This window comes from Aequorivita sp. KMM 9714, assembly GCF_011065475.1.
GTDB classification, from domain to species: domain Bacteria; phylum Bacteroidota; class Bacteroidia; order Flavobacteriales; family Flavobacteriaceae; genus Aequorivita; species Aequorivita sinensis.
Genome location: NZ_JAAGRO010000001.1, coordinates 96,044 through 114,707, shown reverse-complemented (window position 1 = coordinate 114,707; position 18,664 = coordinate 96,044). Strand labels below are relative to the sequence as shown.

Here is an 18,664-nt window from a genome sequence, read left to right as displayed (position 1 = left end):
ACGAAATTATCAACGGTTTATTTCTCAGATTTACCTTCGTTCTCGGAACGCGTAGCATTTACTACATCTTCAAAATCCATAGGTTTTCCTAAGTAAACTAAATTACTTCCTTCTTCAGTTTCTAATTCAGTAGGGGAAGTAATCAGGTCTAAAAATCCGTCTGGGTGTTTTAAAAATAGCGGGATTGCATTTTTATCTTCACCAACAATATTGAGAACTCTTAAAAACTGATTGTGATTTTCAACAGGAATTTCTTGTATAGACGGGAATTCTTGGGCAACTTGTGCAAATCGAGAATAATCGTGGGTGTAAGAGAACAATTCTTTAATCGATAAGTTTTTGTTCTTCTTCATTTCATCTGAAGTAATTAACCTAAATGTTCCATTTTCCCCAAAATATTTTTCAAATCGGTTAATTGCTTGCTTGTTAATTTCGTCACTACCCGTCATGGCTAGTATATATCCCACATCATTTAACTCTATATTGTCTGTTAAATCATCGGTATAAATATTCGCAGTAAAGGCTTCTAATCCTAATTCTTTAGCTCTATTGATATTGAGCTGATTTGAATCTACAAGTACCACGTGGCGATCGTGTTTATGTAAATAAGTAGCAATTAATCTAGATGCTTTTGAAGCCCCTACAATTAAAATTCCTTCAGACTTTTTAAGGTAAACTCCCATCCATCCAGCAACTAATCTGGCAGTAGTTGCGTTTAAAATTACCGTAATTAAAACCACAGCAAAAACTAATGGTGTAATGTATTCTGCACCCACAACACCTTTTGTAACTAGCTTTGTTCCAAATAAAGATGAAATACCAGCAGCAACTATCCCACGAGGACCTACCCAGCTTATAAAAAGTTTTTCATTTATTTTAAGTGAAGACCCAATAGTACTGGCGAAAACGGTTAATGGCCGCAGTAAGAAAATAATAATAGCTAATAAAATGGCAGTTTTCCAGTTGTAAACAAGAAGCAAATCTTCAATGCTAATATTTGCTGCAAGTAAGATAAATAGAATTGACACTAGTAAAACACTCAGTGACTCTTTAAAGTAAAGGAGTTCCTTAAGGCTGGGAAGATCGCTGTTACCTAAAAACATTCCCATTACTACCACGGCTAATAAACCAGATTCGTGAGCAAATAAATCGCTGATTACGAATACCGCCATTACCATTGAAAGCGCAACAACATTAGATAGATAATGAGGTACAAGTTTCTTTTTAATGGCAAAATAAAGCGCATATCCCGCAGTAATACCAAAGGACATACCTATTAATACAATTTTTCCGAAGTCTAGTAATGCTTGCTTAGTATAGCCCGAATCGCCTTCAACACTTATAAACTCATAAACAAGTACAGCTACAAGTGCGCCAATAGGGTCAATTAAAATACCTTCCCATCGCAACACTGCAGCAACGTCTTTTTTCAGTGGAATATTTCTCAAAATAGGAGAAATAACCGTCGGTCCTGTTACTATAATCAAGGCTGAAAATAGAAACGAAATTCTCCAGTCTAATCCAAAAATATAGTGTGCAGCCGCTCCAGCTCCAATAAATGTAATCGCGGCACCTATACTTATGAGTTTACCGATTGCGGGCCCTACTTTAGAAATCTCATCGCGTTTGAGCGTTAGTCCTCCTTCAAAAAGTATAATTCCTACCGCTAGTGATACAAAATAGAAGAGATTCTCCCCTGGGAAGAGACCTTTTTCCCCATTCCAAATTGGTTGAAGCCACTGGCTACCATCAGCAGAAATAAGTGTAGAAATTGGTCCTACTAACAAACCAATCATAATTAAAGGTAAAATGGCAGGTATTTTAAATTTCCAAGCTACCCACTGAGCCAATATTCCTAAAATTATAATTCCTGCAAGTTCTACCATAAAAAACGGGGTTTTGGCAAATTAAAAAATTTTCTCTTCCACTGAAAAAGAATAATTTGTTAAAAATAGTATAATTATTTTTACTTGGGCCTTAGGAGTGTAACGCTTTTGTTATTTTGCAACTCATTTCTTCAAATTATGCAACTATTTCCAATTGAAGCCGGTAATTTTAAATTAGATGGCGGTGCAATGTTCGGCGTTGTACCAAAAACCTTATGGACCAGGACGAATCCTGCGGACCAAAATAATATGATTGATATCGCTGCGCGTTGTCTTCTTATTGAAAATGGCGATCGATTAACACTTATTGACACCGGAATGGGTGATAAACAAAGTGAGAAGTTCTTCGGTTACTATTTTAGATGGGGCGATCACAACCTTGACAGCTCTTTAAAGAAACATGGGTTTCATCGTGACGATATTACCGATGTTTTTATGACACATTTACACTTCGATCATTGTGGTGGTAGTGTTCAGTGGAATAAAGACCGAACAGGCTATGAAACTGCTTTTAAAAACGCGACATACTGGAGCAATAAAGACCATTGGAAGTGGGCTACAGAGCCTAATAGACGTGAGCAAGCTTCATTTCTGAAGGAAAACATTTTACCAATGCAAGAAAGCGGGCAGCTTAAATTTGTTGAGCAACCAACATCAGACTTTTCAGAGGCTAAGGAGCTAGACTTCGGAATTCTTTATGTTGATGGACATACCGATAAACAAATGATTCCGCATATAAACTATAAAGGAAAAACGTTGGTTTTTATGGCAGATTTGCTTCCTACGGCTGGTCATTTGCCACTTCCGTTTGTAATGGGGTATGATACAAGACCGCTATTAACCCTTCCCGAAAAAGAAAAATTTCTGAACAAAGCTGCAGAGAACAATTTCTATCTTTTTTTAGAGCACGATGCTCACAACCCAATTATTACAGTAAAAAATACCGAAAAAGGAGTTCGACTTAACGAAACTTTTTCCCTAACAGAATTCTTTAACTAACACTTTAATTACTATAAAATGAAAATTTTTAAGATCTCTTTACTTGCAGTTGGTTTTTCAACTGTCTTGGCTAGCTGCGGTGGTGCCTCAGCAATAATTGCTACTCCAATCGAAAACATAGATGCAAATCCATTAAAAACAGCTCCATTAACCGATGCTGAATTAAAGAACTGGCCAATGATGGATCTTGTGGCCGATACAGTTCCTGGAATGAGTGTGGATAAAGCATACAAGGAATTAATTGGAAAAAGAAAAGGAAAAACTGTTATTGTAGGTGTTATTGACAGTGGTGTAGATATTGACCACGAAGACCTTAAAAATGTTCTGTGGACGAATCCTGGTGAAATACCTGGAAATGGAATTGACGATGACAATAATGGATTTATAGATGATGTTTACGGATGGAACTTCCTAGGTGATATCACTGGTGAGAATATGGAGTTTGTTCGTATTATCAGAAAACTTAAACCAAAATATGAGGGTAAAACCGAATCTTCAATTAGTGCAGCGGATAGAGCAGAATTTGCTATCTATCAAAAAGCTTTAGCTGAGTATGAAAAGGAAAAGGCTGAGGTTGATATGAATAAAGCTCGTTACGGGCAAATGCTTTCTCAAATAAAACCAGTGCACCAAGCAATGGCGAAAAAGCTAGGTAAAGAAGATTACACTAAAGAAGATTTAGCTGCTATTAAAAACCCTACTGCTGAAGAGCAGCAACAAATAGGAATGCTTAACCAAATGTTGAGCTTCGGAGACTCTATTCCTGAACTTATCGAAAATATTGAAGGAGGATTAAAGTACTTCAATTCTAGAGAGCAGAATCATTTTAATATGACAAAAGATTTCCGTGCAGTATTAGGAGACGATCCTTATGATATCACTGATAATATTTACGGTGATGGTAATGTTGCTGGTCCGGATGAATTAAGAGAAGAAGCTAAACACGGAACACACGTAGCAGGAATTATCGCAGCACAACGCGACAATGGAATTGGAATGAATGGTGTAGCTAATAACGTTCAAATCATGTCGGTTCGTGCAGTGCCAGATGGTGATGAGTACGATAAAGATATTGCATTAGCTATTCGTTATGCAGTAGATAATGGAGCTAAAATCTTAAATACTAGCTTCGGAAAATACTACTCTCCAAATTCAGAGTGGGTTTACGATGCAATTAAGTATGCTGCTTCAAAAGATGTATTAATTGTAAATGCAGCTGGAAACGACGGGTTAGATTTAGATACTGTAAACGTTTATCCAAACGATCAAGTAGACAATGGTCCAGAAATGGCAGATACTTTCTTAACCGTTGGTGCGCTTAACTATAAATATGGAAGTGAACTAGTAGCAAACTTCTCTAACTACGGAAAAAACAATGTGGATGTTTTTGCACCTGGGGTAAAAATTTATTCAACAACACCATTAAGTACTTACGAATATTTACAAGGAACATCTATGGCAGCACCTGAAGTTGCTGGTGTGGCAGCTGTAATTCGTTCATACTACCCAGAGCTATCTGCGGTTCAAGTAAAGCAGATTTTAATGGATAGTGGATTAACTTCAACTGCAAATGTTATTTTAGGAGGTGAGCAATCGAACACTAAACCATTCTCAGAAATTTCAAAGTCTGGGAAAATGGTGAATTTGTATAACGCCTTAATTATGGCAGATAAAATGAGTAAATAATGAAAAATATTTTTAGCGTATTATTTATAACAGCTTTAATTTATGGTCTTTCGGCAACCCTTTATTCGGCCACTGCACAAAACAATAAGTGTTATTGGCAACAAAGAGTTGATTATAAAATGAACATCGATGTAGATGTTGAAAAATATCAATATAAAGGGACTCAGGAGTTGAAATACACAAACAACTCTCCTGATACATTAAACAAAGTTTTTTATCACTTATATTTTAACGCATTTCAACCTGGAAGTGAAATGGATGTACGCTCTCGTACCATTGCCGATCCAGATAGAAGAGTAGGTGATAGAATTTCAAAATTGACATCGGAAGAGATCGGGTATATTAAACCAACCTTTTTCACTCAAGATGGTGAAGCAGTTAATTACACTGTCAAAGGAACTGTGATGGAAGTGATTTTGAATAAGCCTATTCTTCCAAATGAAACTACAGTATTTAATATGAAGTGGGACGCGCAAGTACCTTTACAAGTACGTCGTTCAGGTAGAACAAGTGCTGAAGGTGTAGCATTAACTATGACACAGTGGTACCCAAAGATAGCTGAGTACGATTTTGAAGGCTGGCATGCACATCCATATATTGGACGTGAATTTTACAGTGTTTGGGGAGATTATGACGTAACTATTACAATTGATGAAAATTATACAATTGGAGGTACTGGATATTTACAAAATCCAGCCGAAGTTGGTCATGGTTACACACTACCAGGTCAAAAGCCAATGCATCCTAAAAACGGAAAGTACACATGGCACTTCTTAGCGCCAGACGTTCACGATTTTGCTTGGGCGGCAGACGATAACTACATCCACGATACTTATGAAGGTCCAAATGGGGTTACACTGCACTTTCTTTATAAGGACAATCCTGAAATTGCAGAAAACTGGAAAAACCTTCAGAAAAAGACTGCAGAATTAATGGAGTTTTTCAATGAACATATAGGTCCTTACCCTTATGAGCAATATTCAGTAATTCAAGGAGGAGATGGCGGAATGGAATATGCCATGAGTACCATGATTACTGGAGAACGTGATTTTGGAAGTTTAGTAGGTGTTACGGCTCACGAACTTGCACATATTTGGTTTCAATTTGTGCTAGCAACAAACGAAAGTAAGCACGAGTGGATGGATGAAGGGTTTACAGTTTACATTGCAGATGAAGCAATGAATTATGTAATGGAAGAAAACAAAGCAAATCCACACGCAGGTTCATATAGAAGCTACTTTTTTAATGCAACTAGTGGTCAAGAACAACCACAAACCACTCACGCAGATAGATATGCTACAAACCGAGCTTATAGTATAAATGCATACAGCAAAGGTTCTGTTTTCTTAGCACAACTTGGCTACGTGATTGGTCCTGATAACCTTTCAAAAACTTTAAAGCGTTATTACACCGATTTCAAATTTAAGCATCCAACTCCAAACGATTTTATTCGTACTGCTGAAAAAGTTTCAGGGTTTGAATTGGATTGGTATTTAACAGACTGGACCCAAACTACTAATACGATAGATTATGGTGTTAAAGCGGTTGAAACTGAAGGTAAAAACACCAAGGTTACTTTAGAAAGAATTGGTTTAATGCCAATGCCTATTGATCTATATGTAACTTATGAAGATGGATCGCAAGAGTTATTTTATATTCCACTTAGAATGATGTGGGGAGAAAAACCAAACCCTTTTGCTGAATTGAAGCGAACCGTTTTAGACGACTGGGCTTGGGCATATCCTACCTATACATTCGAAATTAAGAATGGAAAAAAAGTTAAGAATATGATGATAGATGCTACGCAAAGAATGGCAGATATCAACCCAGAAAATAACTTTTGGGAGAAAACAAAAAACAAGAGTTTAATAGAAGTAAATAAGAAAAAGCCTTAAAACCCATTAAGGATTTTTGCGGCCTCTGCCAAAGTATCATCGGTTTTTGCAAAGCAGATTCGGATTTGTTTAAAATCTTTTTCAGCCTTGTTAAAAACCGATGTTGGTATGGTCGCAATTCTATGTTCTTTAGTAAGTCTTTCTGCAAAGACAATATCACTCTCATTTGAAATTTCAGAAAAATCTAACATCTGAAAATAAGTTCCCTTGGAAGGAATAATTTTAAAACTAGATACTTTCATTAAGTTGAGAAAGAAATCACGCTTTTGCTGGTAGAAATCCGAAAGCTTTAAATAGTGGCTATCATCTTTTAAGTAAGTTGCAAATGCTTTTTGAAAAGGGTGATTAACGCTAAAAACTAGAAATTGATGCACTTTTTGAAATTCTTTCATTAGAGGTGCAGGTGCTACACAATATCCAATCTTCCATCCTGTATTGTGAAATGTTTTCCCAAATGAAGCTGTAACAAAACTGCGGTTTGCTAAGCTTTCAAATTTTGAAGCACTTTGATGTATGTTCCCATCAAAAATAATGTGTTCGTATACCTCATCACTTAAAACTAATAAATCATTTATTTCAGCTAAATGCTGTAACTGAAGCATATCGTCTTCAGAAAAAAGCATTCCACTTGGGTTATGCGGACTGTTGATGATAATCATTTTAGTAGATGAAGTAATTTTATCTGCAACCTCTTGCCAATCTACTTTATAGTAAGGTGGTTTTAATTGAATTGTAACAACTTTTCCACCAAACAACGCTACTGTAGGCGCATAACAATCATAAGCAGGGGTGAATATAATTACTTCATCTCCTTTTGAAATTGTCGCTGAAATTATTGTAAATATTGCTTGAGTTGCCCCAGCAGTTACTGTGATTTCTGTTTCTGGGTTATAGAAATGATTGTGAAGTTTTTCAATCTTTTTTGAAATTTCCATTCTAAGTTCAAAATCTCCAGCCATTGGTGCGTATTGATTGAAACCCTCTTCCATAGCCTGATCTACAAGAGCATTTAAAGCAGGATCAGTAGGAAAGTTTGGAAATCCCTGCGAAAGATTAATGGCGTCGTAATCTGCCGCCATTTTACTCATAACTGAGAAGATGGAGGTCGAAATATTTGGGAGTTTTGAGTTTTTAATCATATTGATTGAAGTTTTATACTTGAATGTGCTTGTCTAAGTTACTATTTATTTCAACCAATAAAAAAACCCTCGCTCCCGATAACTATCAGGACTGCAAGGGTTTTAATGTTAAATTTGTAAATCTAAAATCTACAATCGTAAATCAATTAATATCTGTAGTACTCAGGTTTGTAAGGTCCTTCAACAGTTACACCGATGTATTCGGCTTGATCCTGGCGAAGCTCTGTAAGTTCAACTCCAATCTTTTCTAAGTGAAGTTTAGCAACCTTCTCATCTAAATGCTTTGGAAGCATATAAACCTCGTTCTCATAGTTTTCAGCATTTTTCCAAAGTTCGATTTGAGCTAATGTTTGGTTTGTAAAGCTGTTACTCATTACAAAACTTGGATGACCAGTAGCACAACCTAAGTTTACTAAACGACCTTCAGCTAAAAGAATAACATCTTTTCCATTGATAGTATATTTATCAACTTGTGGCTTAATTTCAACGTGAGTATCTCCGTAGTTTTCTTTTAACCAAGCAACAGCAATCTCGTTGTCAAAGTGACCGATATTACAAACAATAGTTTTATCCTTCATCGCTTCGAAATGCTCACCGCGAACGATATCTTTATTTCCTGTAGTTGTAATTACAATATCTGCATTGCCAACAACAGTTTCTAATCTTTTCACTTCAAAACCGTCCATTGCAGCTTGTAAAGCACAAATTGGATCAATTTCAGTTACAGTAACGATACTCCCCGCACCTTTAAACGAAGCAGCAGTTCCTTTTCCAACATCACCATATCCACAAACCACTACACGCTTTCCAGCAAGCATAACATCAGTTGCACGGCGAATTGCATCTACAGCACTTTCACGACATCCGTATTTGTTATCGAACTTACTCTTTGTAACACTATCGTTAATATTAATAGCTGGCATTGGTAAAGTTCCTTTTTTCACACGCTCGTAAAGACGGTGAACACCAGTTGTAGTTTCTTCAGAAATTCCTTTTACACCATCAGCAAGTTCTGGATAAGTATCCAATACCATATTGGTAAGGTCACCTCCATCATCAAGAATCATATTTAAAGGCTTGCGTTCTTCCCCGAAGAAAAGCGTTTGCTCGATACACCAATTAAATTCTTCCTCTGTCATTCCTTTCCATGCGTAAACTGGAATTCCAGCAGCAGCAATTGCAGCGGCAGCATGATCTTGAGTAGAGAAAATATTACAAGAGCTCCAAGTAACTTCGGCTCCTAGAGCAACTAATGTTTCAATAAGTACAGCAGTTTGGATGGTCATATGTAAACATCCAGCAATGCGAGCACCTTTTAACGGCTGTTCCTTCCCGTATTCTTCACGAAGAGACATAAGACCCGGCATCTCAGCTTCTGCAAGCTCAATTTCTTTTCTTCCCCAGTCTGCCAGAGAAATATCTTTTACTTTATAGGCCGTATAAGGCACAGTTTTAGTTGACATATTTATTATATTTATACCCTTTAATGCGGATATCTGTTAATATTTAATTTTGATTTTCAGACCGCAAAAATACATAATATCCCTCAAAAGTCTATGCCACTTTACAAAACTATAACAGTTAATTCCAGCACTAAAGTCTTCATTTGGAAGATTGAAGAGTCTCTTGAGGCCCTTTCCGATGGAATTGAATTGACAGAGAATTGCGCCAATCGTGTAAACAATATGAAGAGCGAATTGCACCGCCGTGGCTTTATGAGTATTAGACACTTAATGGCGTTGGAAGGTTATACCGATTTTGATTTGTATTACGACGAAAATGGAAAACCCCATTTAAAAGATGATAAACACATATCAATTACTCATTCGTTCAATTTCGCTGCAATAATTATCAGTGATAAAGAAGTGGGAATAGACATTGAAAAACAACGAAACAAAATTCTGAGAATTGCTCATAAATTTACACCAATTGAAGAGTATAGAACTATTGCTAATGAGGATGCCATGATGCGAAAGCTTACAATTGTTTGGTGTGCTAAAGAATCGCTTTATAAAAGTTATGCTGAAAAAGGAGTTAGCTTTTTGGAAAATATTTATGTAGATGAATTTAACTTAGATGAAAATCAAACAACTGCAAATGTAAATTACGAGGGCAAAGAACAGAAATATACTGTAGATTTCTTCGAGTTCGAAGGTTTTACTTGTGCTTATGCTCTTCAAGCTGAAGCGTAATACATGGGTGATTCTTTGTATAAATATTTTCAGAAAAATATTGCTGTAGGTAAAAAACAACTTGCTATTTTAATCGATCCAGACAAATTTGATATTTCTGAAACTGAATTGTTTCTTCATAAAATCCCTAACGATACTACACATCTTTTTGTTGGGGGTAGTACAGTTGAAATTGCGCAAACTGAAATAACAGTAAAAGCTATAAAAGCTAAAACTAAACTTCCTATTTTTCTATTTCCAGGCGACTTTTCACAAATTACCAACGAAGCCGATGCACTTTTATTTTTAAGTCTTCTTTCAGGAAGAAACGCAGAATATTTAATTGGGCAACAAGTAAAATCCATTTCAAAATTGAAAAATTCTAACTTGGAGATTATTCCTACAGGATATATTTTAATCGATGGAGGAAATAATTCAGCAGTATCAAAAGTAACAAACACTCAACCGCTGTCTCAGGATAACATTGAAACGATTGTTGATACTGCACTTGCAGGACAATATATGGGCGCAAAACTCATCTACTTGGAAGCAGGTAGTGGAGCTAAAAATGTTGTAAATTCAAAAATTATTTCAGAAGTAAGAAAAAATATAAGTATCCCGTTAATTGTTGGTGGTGGTATAAGAAGCGAAACACAAAAACAGGAAGCTTATAACGCCGGAGCAAATATGGTTGTTATGGGAACCGCGTTTGAAGAAATTCCAAATAAATAATAAAGCATATTCTCTGTTTCTCTGTGATATAGTGACAACAATAAGGACGAAACTCTAAATTGCCACTGCCTGTATGCCGTGGGAGGAAATACTATTTATAATTGTAACTTTGAAAAAAAATAATAATGAAAATCTCAGTTGAACTAACCTTAAGCCCGCTGCAAGACGATTACGAACCAGCGATAATTGATTTCATTAAAAGCTTACGAAACTCTGGACTTACAGTTCTCGAAAACCCCTTAAGCACTCAAGTTTTTGGGGAGTATGATGAGGTGATGAACTTACTTCAAAAAGAGATGAAAATTGCTTTGGAGGCCGTTGAAAGAGGCTTGCTTTACATAAAAATTGTAAAATCTGATCGCAGCGACTATGAGCCCCATTTTTGATTGGTTTTTTCAACAGTATAATGAGGTTCCTACGCTTATCTTAATTCTTGAACTGATTGGAATATTTTTTGGAATATTGAGTGCATGGTTTTCTAAGCAGAACAATATTTTAATTTATCCTACGGGAATTTTAAGTACTGCCATTTTTGTGTACATTTTGGCGTATTATGGCTTATTAGGTGACTTGGTAATCAACGCTTATTATTTCTCAATGAGTGTTTATGGTTGGTATATATGGACCCGTAAAGTAGATGCAGAGCACTATACTCCAATAACAACCACCACTTTCAAAGAAAAAAAGATATCCACCTTTATATTTATAGCAACGTTGGGTTTTATATATACTATTTATCAGGTTTTTGATAAGTGGACTGATTGGACTGCCTATGTAGATACATTAACTACGGGAATCTTTTTTGTGGCAATGTGGCTCTTGGCAAGAAAAAAGCTTGAGAACTGGATTTTTTTATTGATCGGTAATCTTATTTCCATACCCTTATATTTTTATAAGGGTCTAATATTTACATCCTTTCAATTTATACTATTTGTAGTAATTTCCATTTATGGATATCGCGCTTGGCAGAAAAGTTTAAACAAACCTGAAAAAAGCCTTCTCAATTGATAAAAGTAGTTTTATTTGGTCCCGAATCTACGGGTAAAACCACCTTGGCAAAACAATTGGCAGCGCATTATAAAACGCATTGGGTGCCTGAATATATGCGGGAATATCTTGAAGAAAAATGGAAAAATAATGGTGAACTAGTTACAAAAGAGGATTTAATTCCTATAGCCAAAGGGCAATTAAATCTAGAAAAGGAAATTGCCAAAAAATCTGACAAGTTGCTTTTTTTGGATACGAATTTGTTAGAGTTAAAAGTGTATTCAGAATATTATTATGATGGATATTGTCCAGAAGAAATAAAATCTGAAGCAACCAAAAATAATTATAGTATCTACCTACTAACTTATATAGACATTCCTTGGGAAGCAGATGTTTTAAGAGACAGACCAAATAATCGTGAGGAAATGTTCAGTATTTTCGAAGCTGAATTAAAATCGCAAGGTTTCCCTTATAAAGTATTAAAAGGGAATGAAAAAGAACGATTTAGTAAGGCAGTTGAAATAATTGACAAATTATTGATGGAATAGATACTCTTTGTGAATTTTTCGTCTCTGCGGTAAAAAATATTACAGAGCAAAGGCGCAGAGGACGAAGAGGAAAAATCAAATTTGAAAGCAAACATGTTTACAGAAAAAAATATTCAACAAATAAAAGCTCACGGCCTCTCAGAAGGTAGTGTAAAAGAGCAACTTCAAATATTTAAAAATGGAATTCCGTTTGCCAATGTAGTAGAACCTGCTTCAGCAAATAAGGGGATAAAAGTTTTTTCTGATGAAGAACAGCAGCAATTTGTAAATCTATTTGAAGCCAATAAGGCTAAGCTCGACTTAATGAAATTTGTTCCCGCCTCTGGAGCAGCAACGAGAATGTTTAAATTTCTGCATCAGTTTTTGGAAAACTTCCATCCAGATGAGGATGATATCGAAACATTTATTCAAAAAGAAGAAAATAAAGACTTAAAAACATTTTTTTCTTCTACTGCTAAATTCGCTTTTTCACACCTTGTAAAAGCTAAGTTAAACGAAAAATATCCCGATTTTAAAGACTTTAGTTTAGGGAAAAGATATTATTTGTTTGTTCAAGAAGTACTAGGGGAATCTGGATTAAACTTCAGTAATACACCTAAAGGACTCGTTCCTTTTCATAAAGACGGGGAAGATTTTATTACTGCCTTTGGCGAACAATTGTATGAGGCTGCCTACTATGCAACATCTAATAATGTTGCGAATTTGCACTTTACCGTTTCAGAAGAACACCAAGAAAAGTTTAAATCTCGCTATAATGAAATTCAGGATTCAATAGAAGCTAAGACTGGTGTAAAATTTAATATATCGTATTCTTTTCAAAAGAACGAAACCGATACAGTTGCTGTAACCCCCGAGAACGAATTGTTTTTAGATGATAATGGAAATATTGTTTTTCGTCCTTCAGGGCACGGAGCGCTTCTAGAAAACTTGAACGACATTGATGCTGATATAATTTTCATCAAGAATATCGACAATGTAGTGTCTGAAAATTATGTTGAAACAATTGCTTTTCAAAAGAAAGTTCTAGCTGGAAAATTAATTTCACTTCAGCATAAAATTTATAGTTATGTTGAAAAGCTTCAATCCGAAAATACTTTAGATGAAACACTTCAGGAAATTTCACAATTTATATCTGAAGAGCTAAAGGTTCCTAATATTTCAGTTGATAAGGAAACACTTTTAAATATTCTCGAACGTCCACTTCGTGTTTGTGGTGTGGTTGAAAATACCGGTGCTCCAGGTGGGGGTCCATTTCTTATAAAAGATAAACATGGAAACCAGTCATATCAAATTGTAGAAATGTCTCAGATTGATATTAATAACCCGCAACAAAAAGCTTTGGTGGATAAAGCAACACATTTTAATCCAGTCGATTTAGTTTGTGGGGTTCGGGATTACAAAGGCAAGAAATACGACTTGTTAAAATATTCAGACCCTGACACCTGCTTTATTTCAAATAAATCTCATCAAGGGAAACCTATAAAAGCCTTGGAGCTTCCAGGTTTATGGAATGGGGCAATGGCAAATTGGAATACAGTTTTTGTTGAGGTGCCACTTATTACTTTTAATCCTGTGAAAACAGTAAACGATCTTTTAAACGAAGCCCACCAACCAAAGTGATAATAGAAACTCTAATATCGGAACTTGCCTTTAAAGCCGTTCGCAGTAGTGGTCCGGGAGGACAACACGTGAATAAAACAGCTTCAAAAGTTGAGGTTACTTTCGATTTAGAAAACTCTCAAGCGCTTTCGGAAACTGAAAAAGAACGACTTCGATTAAAACTCTCTTCAAAAATTACTACTGAAGGTTTAATCATATTACAATGTGGTGAAACGCGAAGCCAACATAAAAATAAAGCTATTGTAATAGAGAGGTTGATAGACTTACTCAAAACAAACTTGAAAGTTGCAAAAAAACGTAAAAAGACTAAACCATCTAAAAGTGCCATTGACCGTCGTTTAAAAAGTAAAAAAGTAATCGCTTTCAAAAAAGTCAATCGAAAACCTCCCCAGATTGATTAGAGATTACACATTAAGTGTGTAATTTTTACACGGTTGTATCGCTTATTACACAATTATTTTTCATTTGAATTTATCCTAATCAGTTGTTTTGTTGGTGTTTGTGGGCTTTGCATAGAGTGTCCTTTCTGTGGCACTAATTTTTCTATATACAATTCAACAAACAAACTTAGTAAACGATATATATAATATTTAAAAAACAAAAACTATGAAAAGATTAATTTTAAGTACAGCGATAGTATTAGGAGGTTTAACTGCAGTAACTGCGCAATCTGATAAAGAGGTGACTGCTATGAATGAGCAAAAGTCTGCTACTTTAACTCAGGTTGAAGAAAAAGTAGAAGCTGCTCAAGACTTAAAACTTTCTGCGAACGCTGTTCAAGATTTTAAAGAAGTTAAAGCTTCTGAACTACCTGAAGCCGTACAAAATGCCGTAGCTAATGATTTTGACGGCGCATCTATTTCTAAGGCTTATGTGAATGCCAAGGGAGATTATAAAATCGAACTTACTACTGCAGAAGCAAAAAAGGCAACTGTATATGCAAACGCTAAAGGTGAGTGGATTAAAAATGAATTAAAGAAGCAGTAAGCTGCAGGTATTTTAGATTCAATACTTCTTTAAAAAGACGCTCTTAAAAGAGCGTCTTTTTTTATGATAATTTTAGAGATTACCCTCCTATATAGTCGCTATTTTTACCTTTTGAGATAATACGATGGCGCAGAAAATACACATAGTAGAAGACGATCTAGCATTTGGAAAAATGCTTGGTTCCTTTTTGGAGCGTAAAGGCTTTCAAATTTCAATTTCGTCAACAGGAGAAAGTGCTCGAAAAGCAATAACCGAAGGCGATTTTAACCTGCTTATTACAGATTTAAAACTTCCAGATGACTCTGGTTTAGACCTACTAGAATTTGCTCAAAAAACTTCTCCAAACACCAAAGTAATTCTAATGACCGGTTATGCTGAAGTTGATACTGCAGTAAAGGCAATTAAAAAAGGTGCAATAGATTACATTTCAAAGCCATTCCGCCCCGAAGAATTATTAATGATAATTGAAGAGGATTCTTTAAAATCAAAGTCGGAATATACAGACGATTCTGTCAATAAAAACGAGTTTAAAAAAGTAGAAACTCCTCAAGCAAAACCAAATTTTGTTGTTGGGATAAGTGAATCATCCAAAAAATTTAACGAGTACATAAAACTCGTTGGCCCTACGGATATGTGTGTGTTAATTCAAGGGGAAAGTGGAACAGGAAAAGAGGTTGCGGCAAAAGCTATTCACGATTTTAGTTCAAGAAATAATAAAACCTTTGTAGCAGTAGATTGTGGTGCAATTCCTAATGAAATTGCAGCAAGTGAGTTTTTTGGTCATATAAAAGGAAGTTTTACTGGCGCTGTTAACGATAAAAAAGGTCATTTTGAAGCTGCAGATGGCGGAACACTTTTCTTAGATGAAGTGGGAAATCTTTCTTATGAAAACCAGATTCAGTTATTGCGTGCTTTACAAGAGAGACGAATAAAACCAGTTGGTAGTAACACAGAAATTGAGGTAGATGTTCGAATTCTTTCAGCTACTAATGAAGATTTATTAAAAGCTGTTCAAGAAGGGAAATTTAGAGAAGATTTGTATCATAGATTAAACGAATTCTCAATTCATATTCCTTCATTACACGAACGTAAAGAAGATTTGTTTTTGTTTATTGAATACTTCTTAGCCGAAGCAAACGCATCTTTAGGGAAAGAGGTACTCGGGCTGTCAAAAGAAGTAGAGGAGGCCTTCAAAGCCTATTCTTGGCCAGGTAACTTAAGAGAGTTGAAAAATGTAATTAAGCGTTCGGTATTGTTAACCAATTCAAGTTTAATTCCGTTGGAGGTAATACCACGCGAAGTGATTTTTTCTGTAAATAAAAAGAATGAAAAAGTTGATTTTTCAAAAGAAACCAACGAAAAGCAATTAATTCTTAATGCGTTAAAAGAAGTTGATTTCAATAAAACTAAGGCTGCCAAATTGCTTAATATTACTCGAAAAACACTTTACAATAAATTGGAATTATATAATATCGAACTTTAATCTTATCGATTATTAAGTGCTTGTTGTAGCAAATCAAATTTTTCCACTAGCTTATTAAAATCGCTTCTCATTTCTATCTGAAGTTCATTTGATATTTTGGCAGTTACTTCTGGGTATTCTTCCATTTTTTCTAAAATAGCAACCACATCTTTAGCTTGAAGTTGTCTCGTCATCGTAAGCATTCTATGTGTGATTTCTTTAACTTTATCGACATCGTTATCTTCAATTGCTTTATCAATAAGCTGTAAATCGGTTTTAGTTTGCTGATTGAAAATATTTAATACTTCTTCTAAGGCTTCAGGAGTACTCAAAAATGAATTTAGCAGCGATAAATTAAAAATGTCACCACTCTTTGAACTTTCATTTGTGGTGTTACTTTCATTAGAGCCTTCTGATGCTTCCCATTGGTTAGGGAATAAGTGTTTTAGAATATTAATTAAGTCTTCTTTTGAAAAGGGTTTCGCAAGCATTTCAGCAAAACCTTCTTTTAAATAATATTCACGATTGCGCTCTCTACTGCCTGTCATTGCTATGACTGGCTGATTATTGTAAGCTTTGATTTCCCCTTTCTTTAAATTTTCTAATAGCGTAAAACCGTCAGTATTTGGCATTTGAATATCGGTTAAAACAAAATCGGCGTTTGTATCCACACGAGATTCAGAATCGGCATTTTTGAGTTGTTCATAACTACTGAATGTTTCTGAGTCTATATTCAATTGCTCCAAAATCTCTTTCAAAAGTGCACGCATTGTTTGGTCATCATCAATAATAATGGCTTTTAAACCATTAAAACTACTTACAACGTTTTTGGTTTTTGTAGGTAAAATTCTATTGCTATGCTGCAATGGAAGCGTTAAGGTGAATGTACTTCCTTTCCCTAAAACACTTTTTACTTTTAAAGTCCCGCCTAAAAGTTCAGTCAGCTTTTTAGAAATTGCTAATCCCAATCCATTTCCACCAAATTTATGGGCTATTTCAGTTTCAGCTTGGGTGAATTCATTAAATATGAGTTCTTGCTTTTCTTTTGAAATACCAATTCCCGTATCAATAACTGAAATTTGAATATTAGAAATTTCGTTCTTCTTACTAACTCCTGTTTTCGCCTTTGACAGTTCTTCAACTCGAATTTCAACACTTCCTTTTTCAGTAAACTTAAAAGCGTTTCCTAATAGATTATTTACAACCTGCCTAATGCGAAGTGGATCACTCTTATAAAACTTGTTCTTGATAGATTCTGAAATTGAAATCTTAAGTGCTACCGGTTTTTCAATGTACTGTTGATGTACAGCATTTGCGGCATTTTCTATTATGTTTTCTAATGAAAAAGCCACATTCTCAAGAGGTAGTTTTCCAGCTTCCAACTTTGAGAAATCCAATAAATCGTCAACTAATTGAGAGATAAATTGTGAGCTCGATGTAATTTGAGATAGGTAGTATTTTTGTTTTTCAGAAAGTGAAGAGTTTTCAATTAATTCTGAATAACCACTGATGGTATTTAACGGGGTTTTTAAATCGTGGCTTACAGTAGAAATAAGTTGTTCACGACTTTTTAGTAAAGTTTCAGCATAGTTTTTAGAAGCTTCTAAATTCTTTTTATATCGATCGGCTCTAAAAAAGTCTGAAAGAATAAAATAAGAAAAGAGCAATACAACGATACCACCTAGTAATCCAGCAAATTTCAATATGTCGCCAGTTCGTTTTATCGAAGCTTCGCGTTTCTGTTTTTCAATGAGGTTGTTTTTAGAAATTTCACGATCGAAACTCGCTATAATCTCCCTAAGTTGTTCAGAAATATTAAGGTCATTCCTGATGAGTTCATTTTCTTGTTGATTTAAAGATTTTCGAATTCGAGAATTTAATTTTTTAGCTTCAGCCACTATATAGCGAGAAGCTATAAGCATAGAATCTACAGTTTTAGACCTTACTTTGGCGGTGTCTCGAGTGGAATCTCTATTGAGGTAATCGGCATAATTCTGCCAAATACGACGTTCATTTCTACTTAGCTGCGAAGGATCTTTAATTAATGATTCAACCGAATTTAATCCAACAGAAGCTTCGAGCTTTCTTACTTCACGCATAATATCATCTAGCGAAGTATCCTTTTGATTTGTAAGCCTAAGGATTCGAAGTTGTTCTATATTTCTGTTTTTCTCTTCAATTAGAGATTTTACACTGTCTAACTGTTTAATCTGAAAATCATTAACAGTAAGGGATTTTATTTCTTTAATCTTTTTGAATAGTGAGTCTGTTTTAACTACGTATTTTTCATAGTCTTCTTCACTTTCAGAAAGAAGTGCAAGTCTCGAAAACCCATCTGTTTCGTAAACTAGATTGATTAATGTTCCTGTTTCAATAAATTTTTTCTCACCTGTTTTTTCAATATTTTCGGCAGTGTAGTTTTGAAATTCAGAATATAAAAAGAATCCAACAAGCACTGCTAAAGCAATCAAAACCAAGTAACTCAGTATGATTTTAAGTGTGAATTTATTTCTTGAATTAGCCATCGTGTAAATGTAATTACAATGCGATTG

General features: G+C 35.0%; 16 protein-coding genes. 12 read left to right on the top strand and 4 right to left on the bottom strand.

Annotation, left to right across the window (positions count from 1 at the left end):
• Positions 1-17: 17 nt before the first annotated feature.
• A complete protein-coding gene (locus G3A46_RS00530) occupies positions 18-1,886 on the bottom strand; it encodes a sodium:proton antiporter (RefSeq protein ID WP_165144739.1) in 1,869 nt (622 codons plus the stop codon).
• Between the two features lie 138 nt (positions 1,887-2,024).
• Here G3A46_RS00530 and G3A46_RS00525 point away from each other — a divergent pair, with 138 nt between their 5' ends.
• The 3 genes from G3A46_RS00525 to G3A46_RS00515 are packed head-to-tail and all read left to right on the top strand — an operon-like array spanning position 2,025 to position 6,466.
• Positions 2,025-2,885: an MBL fold metallo-hydrolase gene (locus G3A46_RS00525; protein ID WP_165144736.1), complete on the top strand. Its 861-nt coding sequence runs from the start codon at positions 2,025-2,027 to the stop codon at positions 2,883-2,885.
• Positions 2,886-2,903: 18 nt separating this feature from the next.
• Entirely contained in the window at positions 2,904-4,571 is a 1,668-nt protein-coding gene (locus G3A46_RS00520) for a S8 family peptidase (RefSeq protein ID WP_165144733.1), read from the top strand.
• Positions 4,571-6,466 (top strand): M1 family metallopeptidase, encoded by a 1,896-nt coding sequence (locus tag G3A46_RS00515; RefSeq protein ID WP_165144730.1) that lies wholly within the window; start codon positions 4,571-4,573, stop codon positions 6,464-6,466. Before G3A46_RS00520 ends, G3A46_RS00515 begins: the two co-directional genes overlap by 1 nt.
• Here G3A46_RS00515 and G3A46_RS00510 read toward each other — a convergent pair.
• Together G3A46_RS00510 and ahcY are read right to left on the bottom strand one after the other, a co-directional pair.
• The gene (locus G3A46_RS00510; RefSeq protein WP_165144727.1) at positions 6,463-7,605 is read right to left on the bottom strand and encodes a methionine aminotransferase; all 1,143 of its coding nucleotides are present in this window, start codon (positions 7,603-7,605) and stop codon (positions 6,463-6,465) included. The two genes, G3A46_RS00515 and G3A46_RS00510, sit on opposite strands and share 4 nt — an antisense overlap.
• 146 nt (positions 7,606-7,751) lie before the next feature.
• Entirely contained in the window at positions 7,752-9,068 is a 1,317-nt protein-coding gene (ahcY, locus tag G3A46_RS00505; protein ID WP_165144724.1) for an adenosylhomocysteinase, read from the bottom strand.
• A 93-nt stretch (positions 9,069-9,161) separates the two neighbouring features.
• On the opposite strand from ahcY, the gene G3A46_RS00500 reads away from it, so the two are divergent.
• The 9 genes from G3A46_RS00500 (at position 9,162) to G3A46_RS00460 (ending at position 16,133) form a co-directional block, all read left to right on the top strand.
• Positions 9,162-9,797: a 4'-phosphopantetheinyl transferase superfamily protein gene (locus tag G3A46_RS00500; RefSeq protein WP_165144721.1), complete on the top strand. Its 636-nt coding sequence runs from the start codon at positions 9,162-9,164 to the stop codon at positions 9,795-9,797.
• Positions 9,798-9,800: 3 nt separating this feature from the next.
• Positions 9,801-10,508, top strand: a complete 708-nt coding sequence (locus G3A46_RS00495) for a geranylgeranylglyceryl/heptaprenylglyceryl phosphate synthase (protein ID WP_165144719.1) — start codon at positions 9,801-9,803, stop codon at positions 10,506-10,508.
• A gap of 125 nt (positions 10,509-10,633) precedes the next feature.
• Positions 10,634-10,894: a thiamine-binding protein gene (locus tag G3A46_RS00490; protein ID WP_165144716.1), complete on the top strand. Its 261-nt coding sequence runs from the start codon at positions 10,634-10,636 to the stop codon at positions 10,892-10,894.
• A complete protein-coding gene (gene pnuC / locus G3A46_RS00485; protein ID WP_165144713.1) occupies positions 10,878-11,516 on the top strand; it encodes a nicotinamide riboside transporter PnuC in 639 nt (212 codons plus the stop codon). Before G3A46_RS00490 ends, pnuC begins: the two co-directional genes overlap by 17 nt.
• Complete coding sequence (locus tag G3A46_RS00480) at positions 11,513-12,043, top strand: ATP-binding protein (protein ID WP_165144710.1); 531 nt, start codon at positions 11,513-11,515, stop codon at positions 12,041-12,043. Before pnuC ends, G3A46_RS00480 begins: the two co-directional genes overlap by 4 nt.
• 93 nt (positions 12,044-12,136) lie before the next feature.
• The gene (locus G3A46_RS00475) at positions 12,137-13,663 is read left to right on the top strand and encodes a DUF4301 family protein (RefSeq protein ID WP_165144707.1); all 1,527 of its coding nucleotides are present in this window, start codon (positions 12,137-12,139) and stop codon (positions 13,661-13,663) included.
• Positions 13,660-14,064: an alternative ribosome rescue aminoacyl-tRNA hydrolase ArfB gene (arfB, locus tag G3A46_RS00470; RefSeq protein WP_165144704.1), complete on the top strand. Its 405-nt coding sequence runs from the start codon at positions 13,660-13,662 to the stop codon at positions 14,062-14,064. The genes G3A46_RS00475 and arfB overlap by 4 nt, the downstream gene beginning before the upstream one ends.
• 205 nt (positions 14,065-14,269) lie before the next feature.
• Complete coding sequence (locus G3A46_RS00465) at positions 14,270-14,650, top strand: hypothetical protein (RefSeq protein ID WP_165144701.1); 381 nt, start codon at positions 14,270-14,272, stop codon at positions 14,648-14,650.
• 124 nt (positions 14,651-14,774) lie between these two features.
• The gene (locus tag G3A46_RS00460; RefSeq protein ID WP_165144698.1) at positions 14,775-16,133 is read left to right on the top strand and encodes a sigma-54 dependent transcriptional regulator; all 1,359 of its coding nucleotides are present in this window, start codon (positions 14,775-14,777) and stop codon (positions 16,131-16,133) included.
• A gap of 2 nt (positions 16,134-16,135) precedes the next feature.
• Here G3A46_RS00460 and G3A46_RS00455 read toward each other — a convergent pair whose 3' ends face one another.
• Positions 16,136-18,637: an ATP-binding protein gene (locus G3A46_RS00455; RefSeq protein ID WP_165144695.1), complete on the bottom strand. Its 2,502-nt coding sequence runs from the start codon at positions 18,635-18,637 to the stop codon at positions 16,136-16,138.
• Positions 18,638-18,664: the final 27 nt, after the last annotated feature.

Excerpts from the sequence above, each read along its gene's own strand:
- G3A46_RS00530 (WP_165144739.1), bottom strand. The coding sequence starts at position 1,886 with ATGGTAGAACTTGCAGGAATTATAATTTTAGGAATATTGGCTCAGTGG.
- G3A46_RS00525 (WP_165144736.1), top strand. The coding sequence starts at position 2,025 with ATGCAACTATTTCCAATTGAAGCCGGTAATTTTAAATTAGATGGCGGT.
- G3A46_RS00520 (WP_165144733.1), top strand. The coding sequence starts at position 2,904 with ATGAAAATTTTTAAGATCTCTTTACTTGCAGTTGGTTTTTCAACTGTC.
- G3A46_RS00515 (WP_165144730.1), top strand. The coding sequence starts at position 4,571 with ATGAAAAATATTTTTAGCGTATTATTTATAACAGCTTTAATTTATGGT.
- G3A46_RS00510 (WP_165144727.1), bottom strand. The coding sequence starts at position 7,605 with ATGATTAAAAACTCAAAACTCCCAAATATTTCGACCTCCATCTTCTCA.
- ahcY (WP_165144724.1), bottom strand. The coding sequence starts at position 9,068 with ATGTCAACTAAAACTGTGCCTTATACGGCCTATAAAGTAAAAGATATT.
- G3A46_RS00500 (WP_165144721.1), top strand. The coding sequence starts at position 9,162 with ATGCCACTTTACAAAACTATAACAGTTAATTCCAGCACTAAAGTCTTC.
- G3A46_RS00495 (WP_165144719.1), top strand. The coding sequence starts at position 9,801 with ATGGGTGATTCTTTGTATAAATATTTTCAGAAAAATATTGCTGTAGGT.
- G3A46_RS00490 (WP_165144716.1), top strand. The coding sequence starts at position 10,634 with ATGAAAATCTCAGTTGAACTAACCTTAAGCCCGCTGCAAGACGATTAC.
- pnuC (WP_165144713.1), top strand. The coding sequence starts at position 10,878 with ATGAGCCCCATTTTTGATTGGTTTTTTCAACAGTATAATGAGGTTCCT.
- G3A46_RS00475 (WP_165144707.1), top strand. The coding sequence starts at position 12,137 with ATGTTTACAGAAAAAAATATTCAACAAATAAAAGCTCACGGCCTCTCA.
- G3A46_RS00465 (WP_165144701.1), top strand. The coding sequence starts at position 14,270 with ATGAAAAGATTAATTTTAAGTACAGCGATAGTATTAGGAGGTTTAACT.
- G3A46_RS00460 (WP_165144698.1), top strand. The coding sequence starts at position 14,775 with ATGGCGCAGAAAATACACATAGTAGAAGACGATCTAGCATTTGGAAAA.
- G3A46_RS00455 (WP_165144695.1), bottom strand. The coding sequence starts at position 18,637 with ATGGCTAATTCAAGAAATAAATTCACACTTAAAATCATACTGAGTTAC.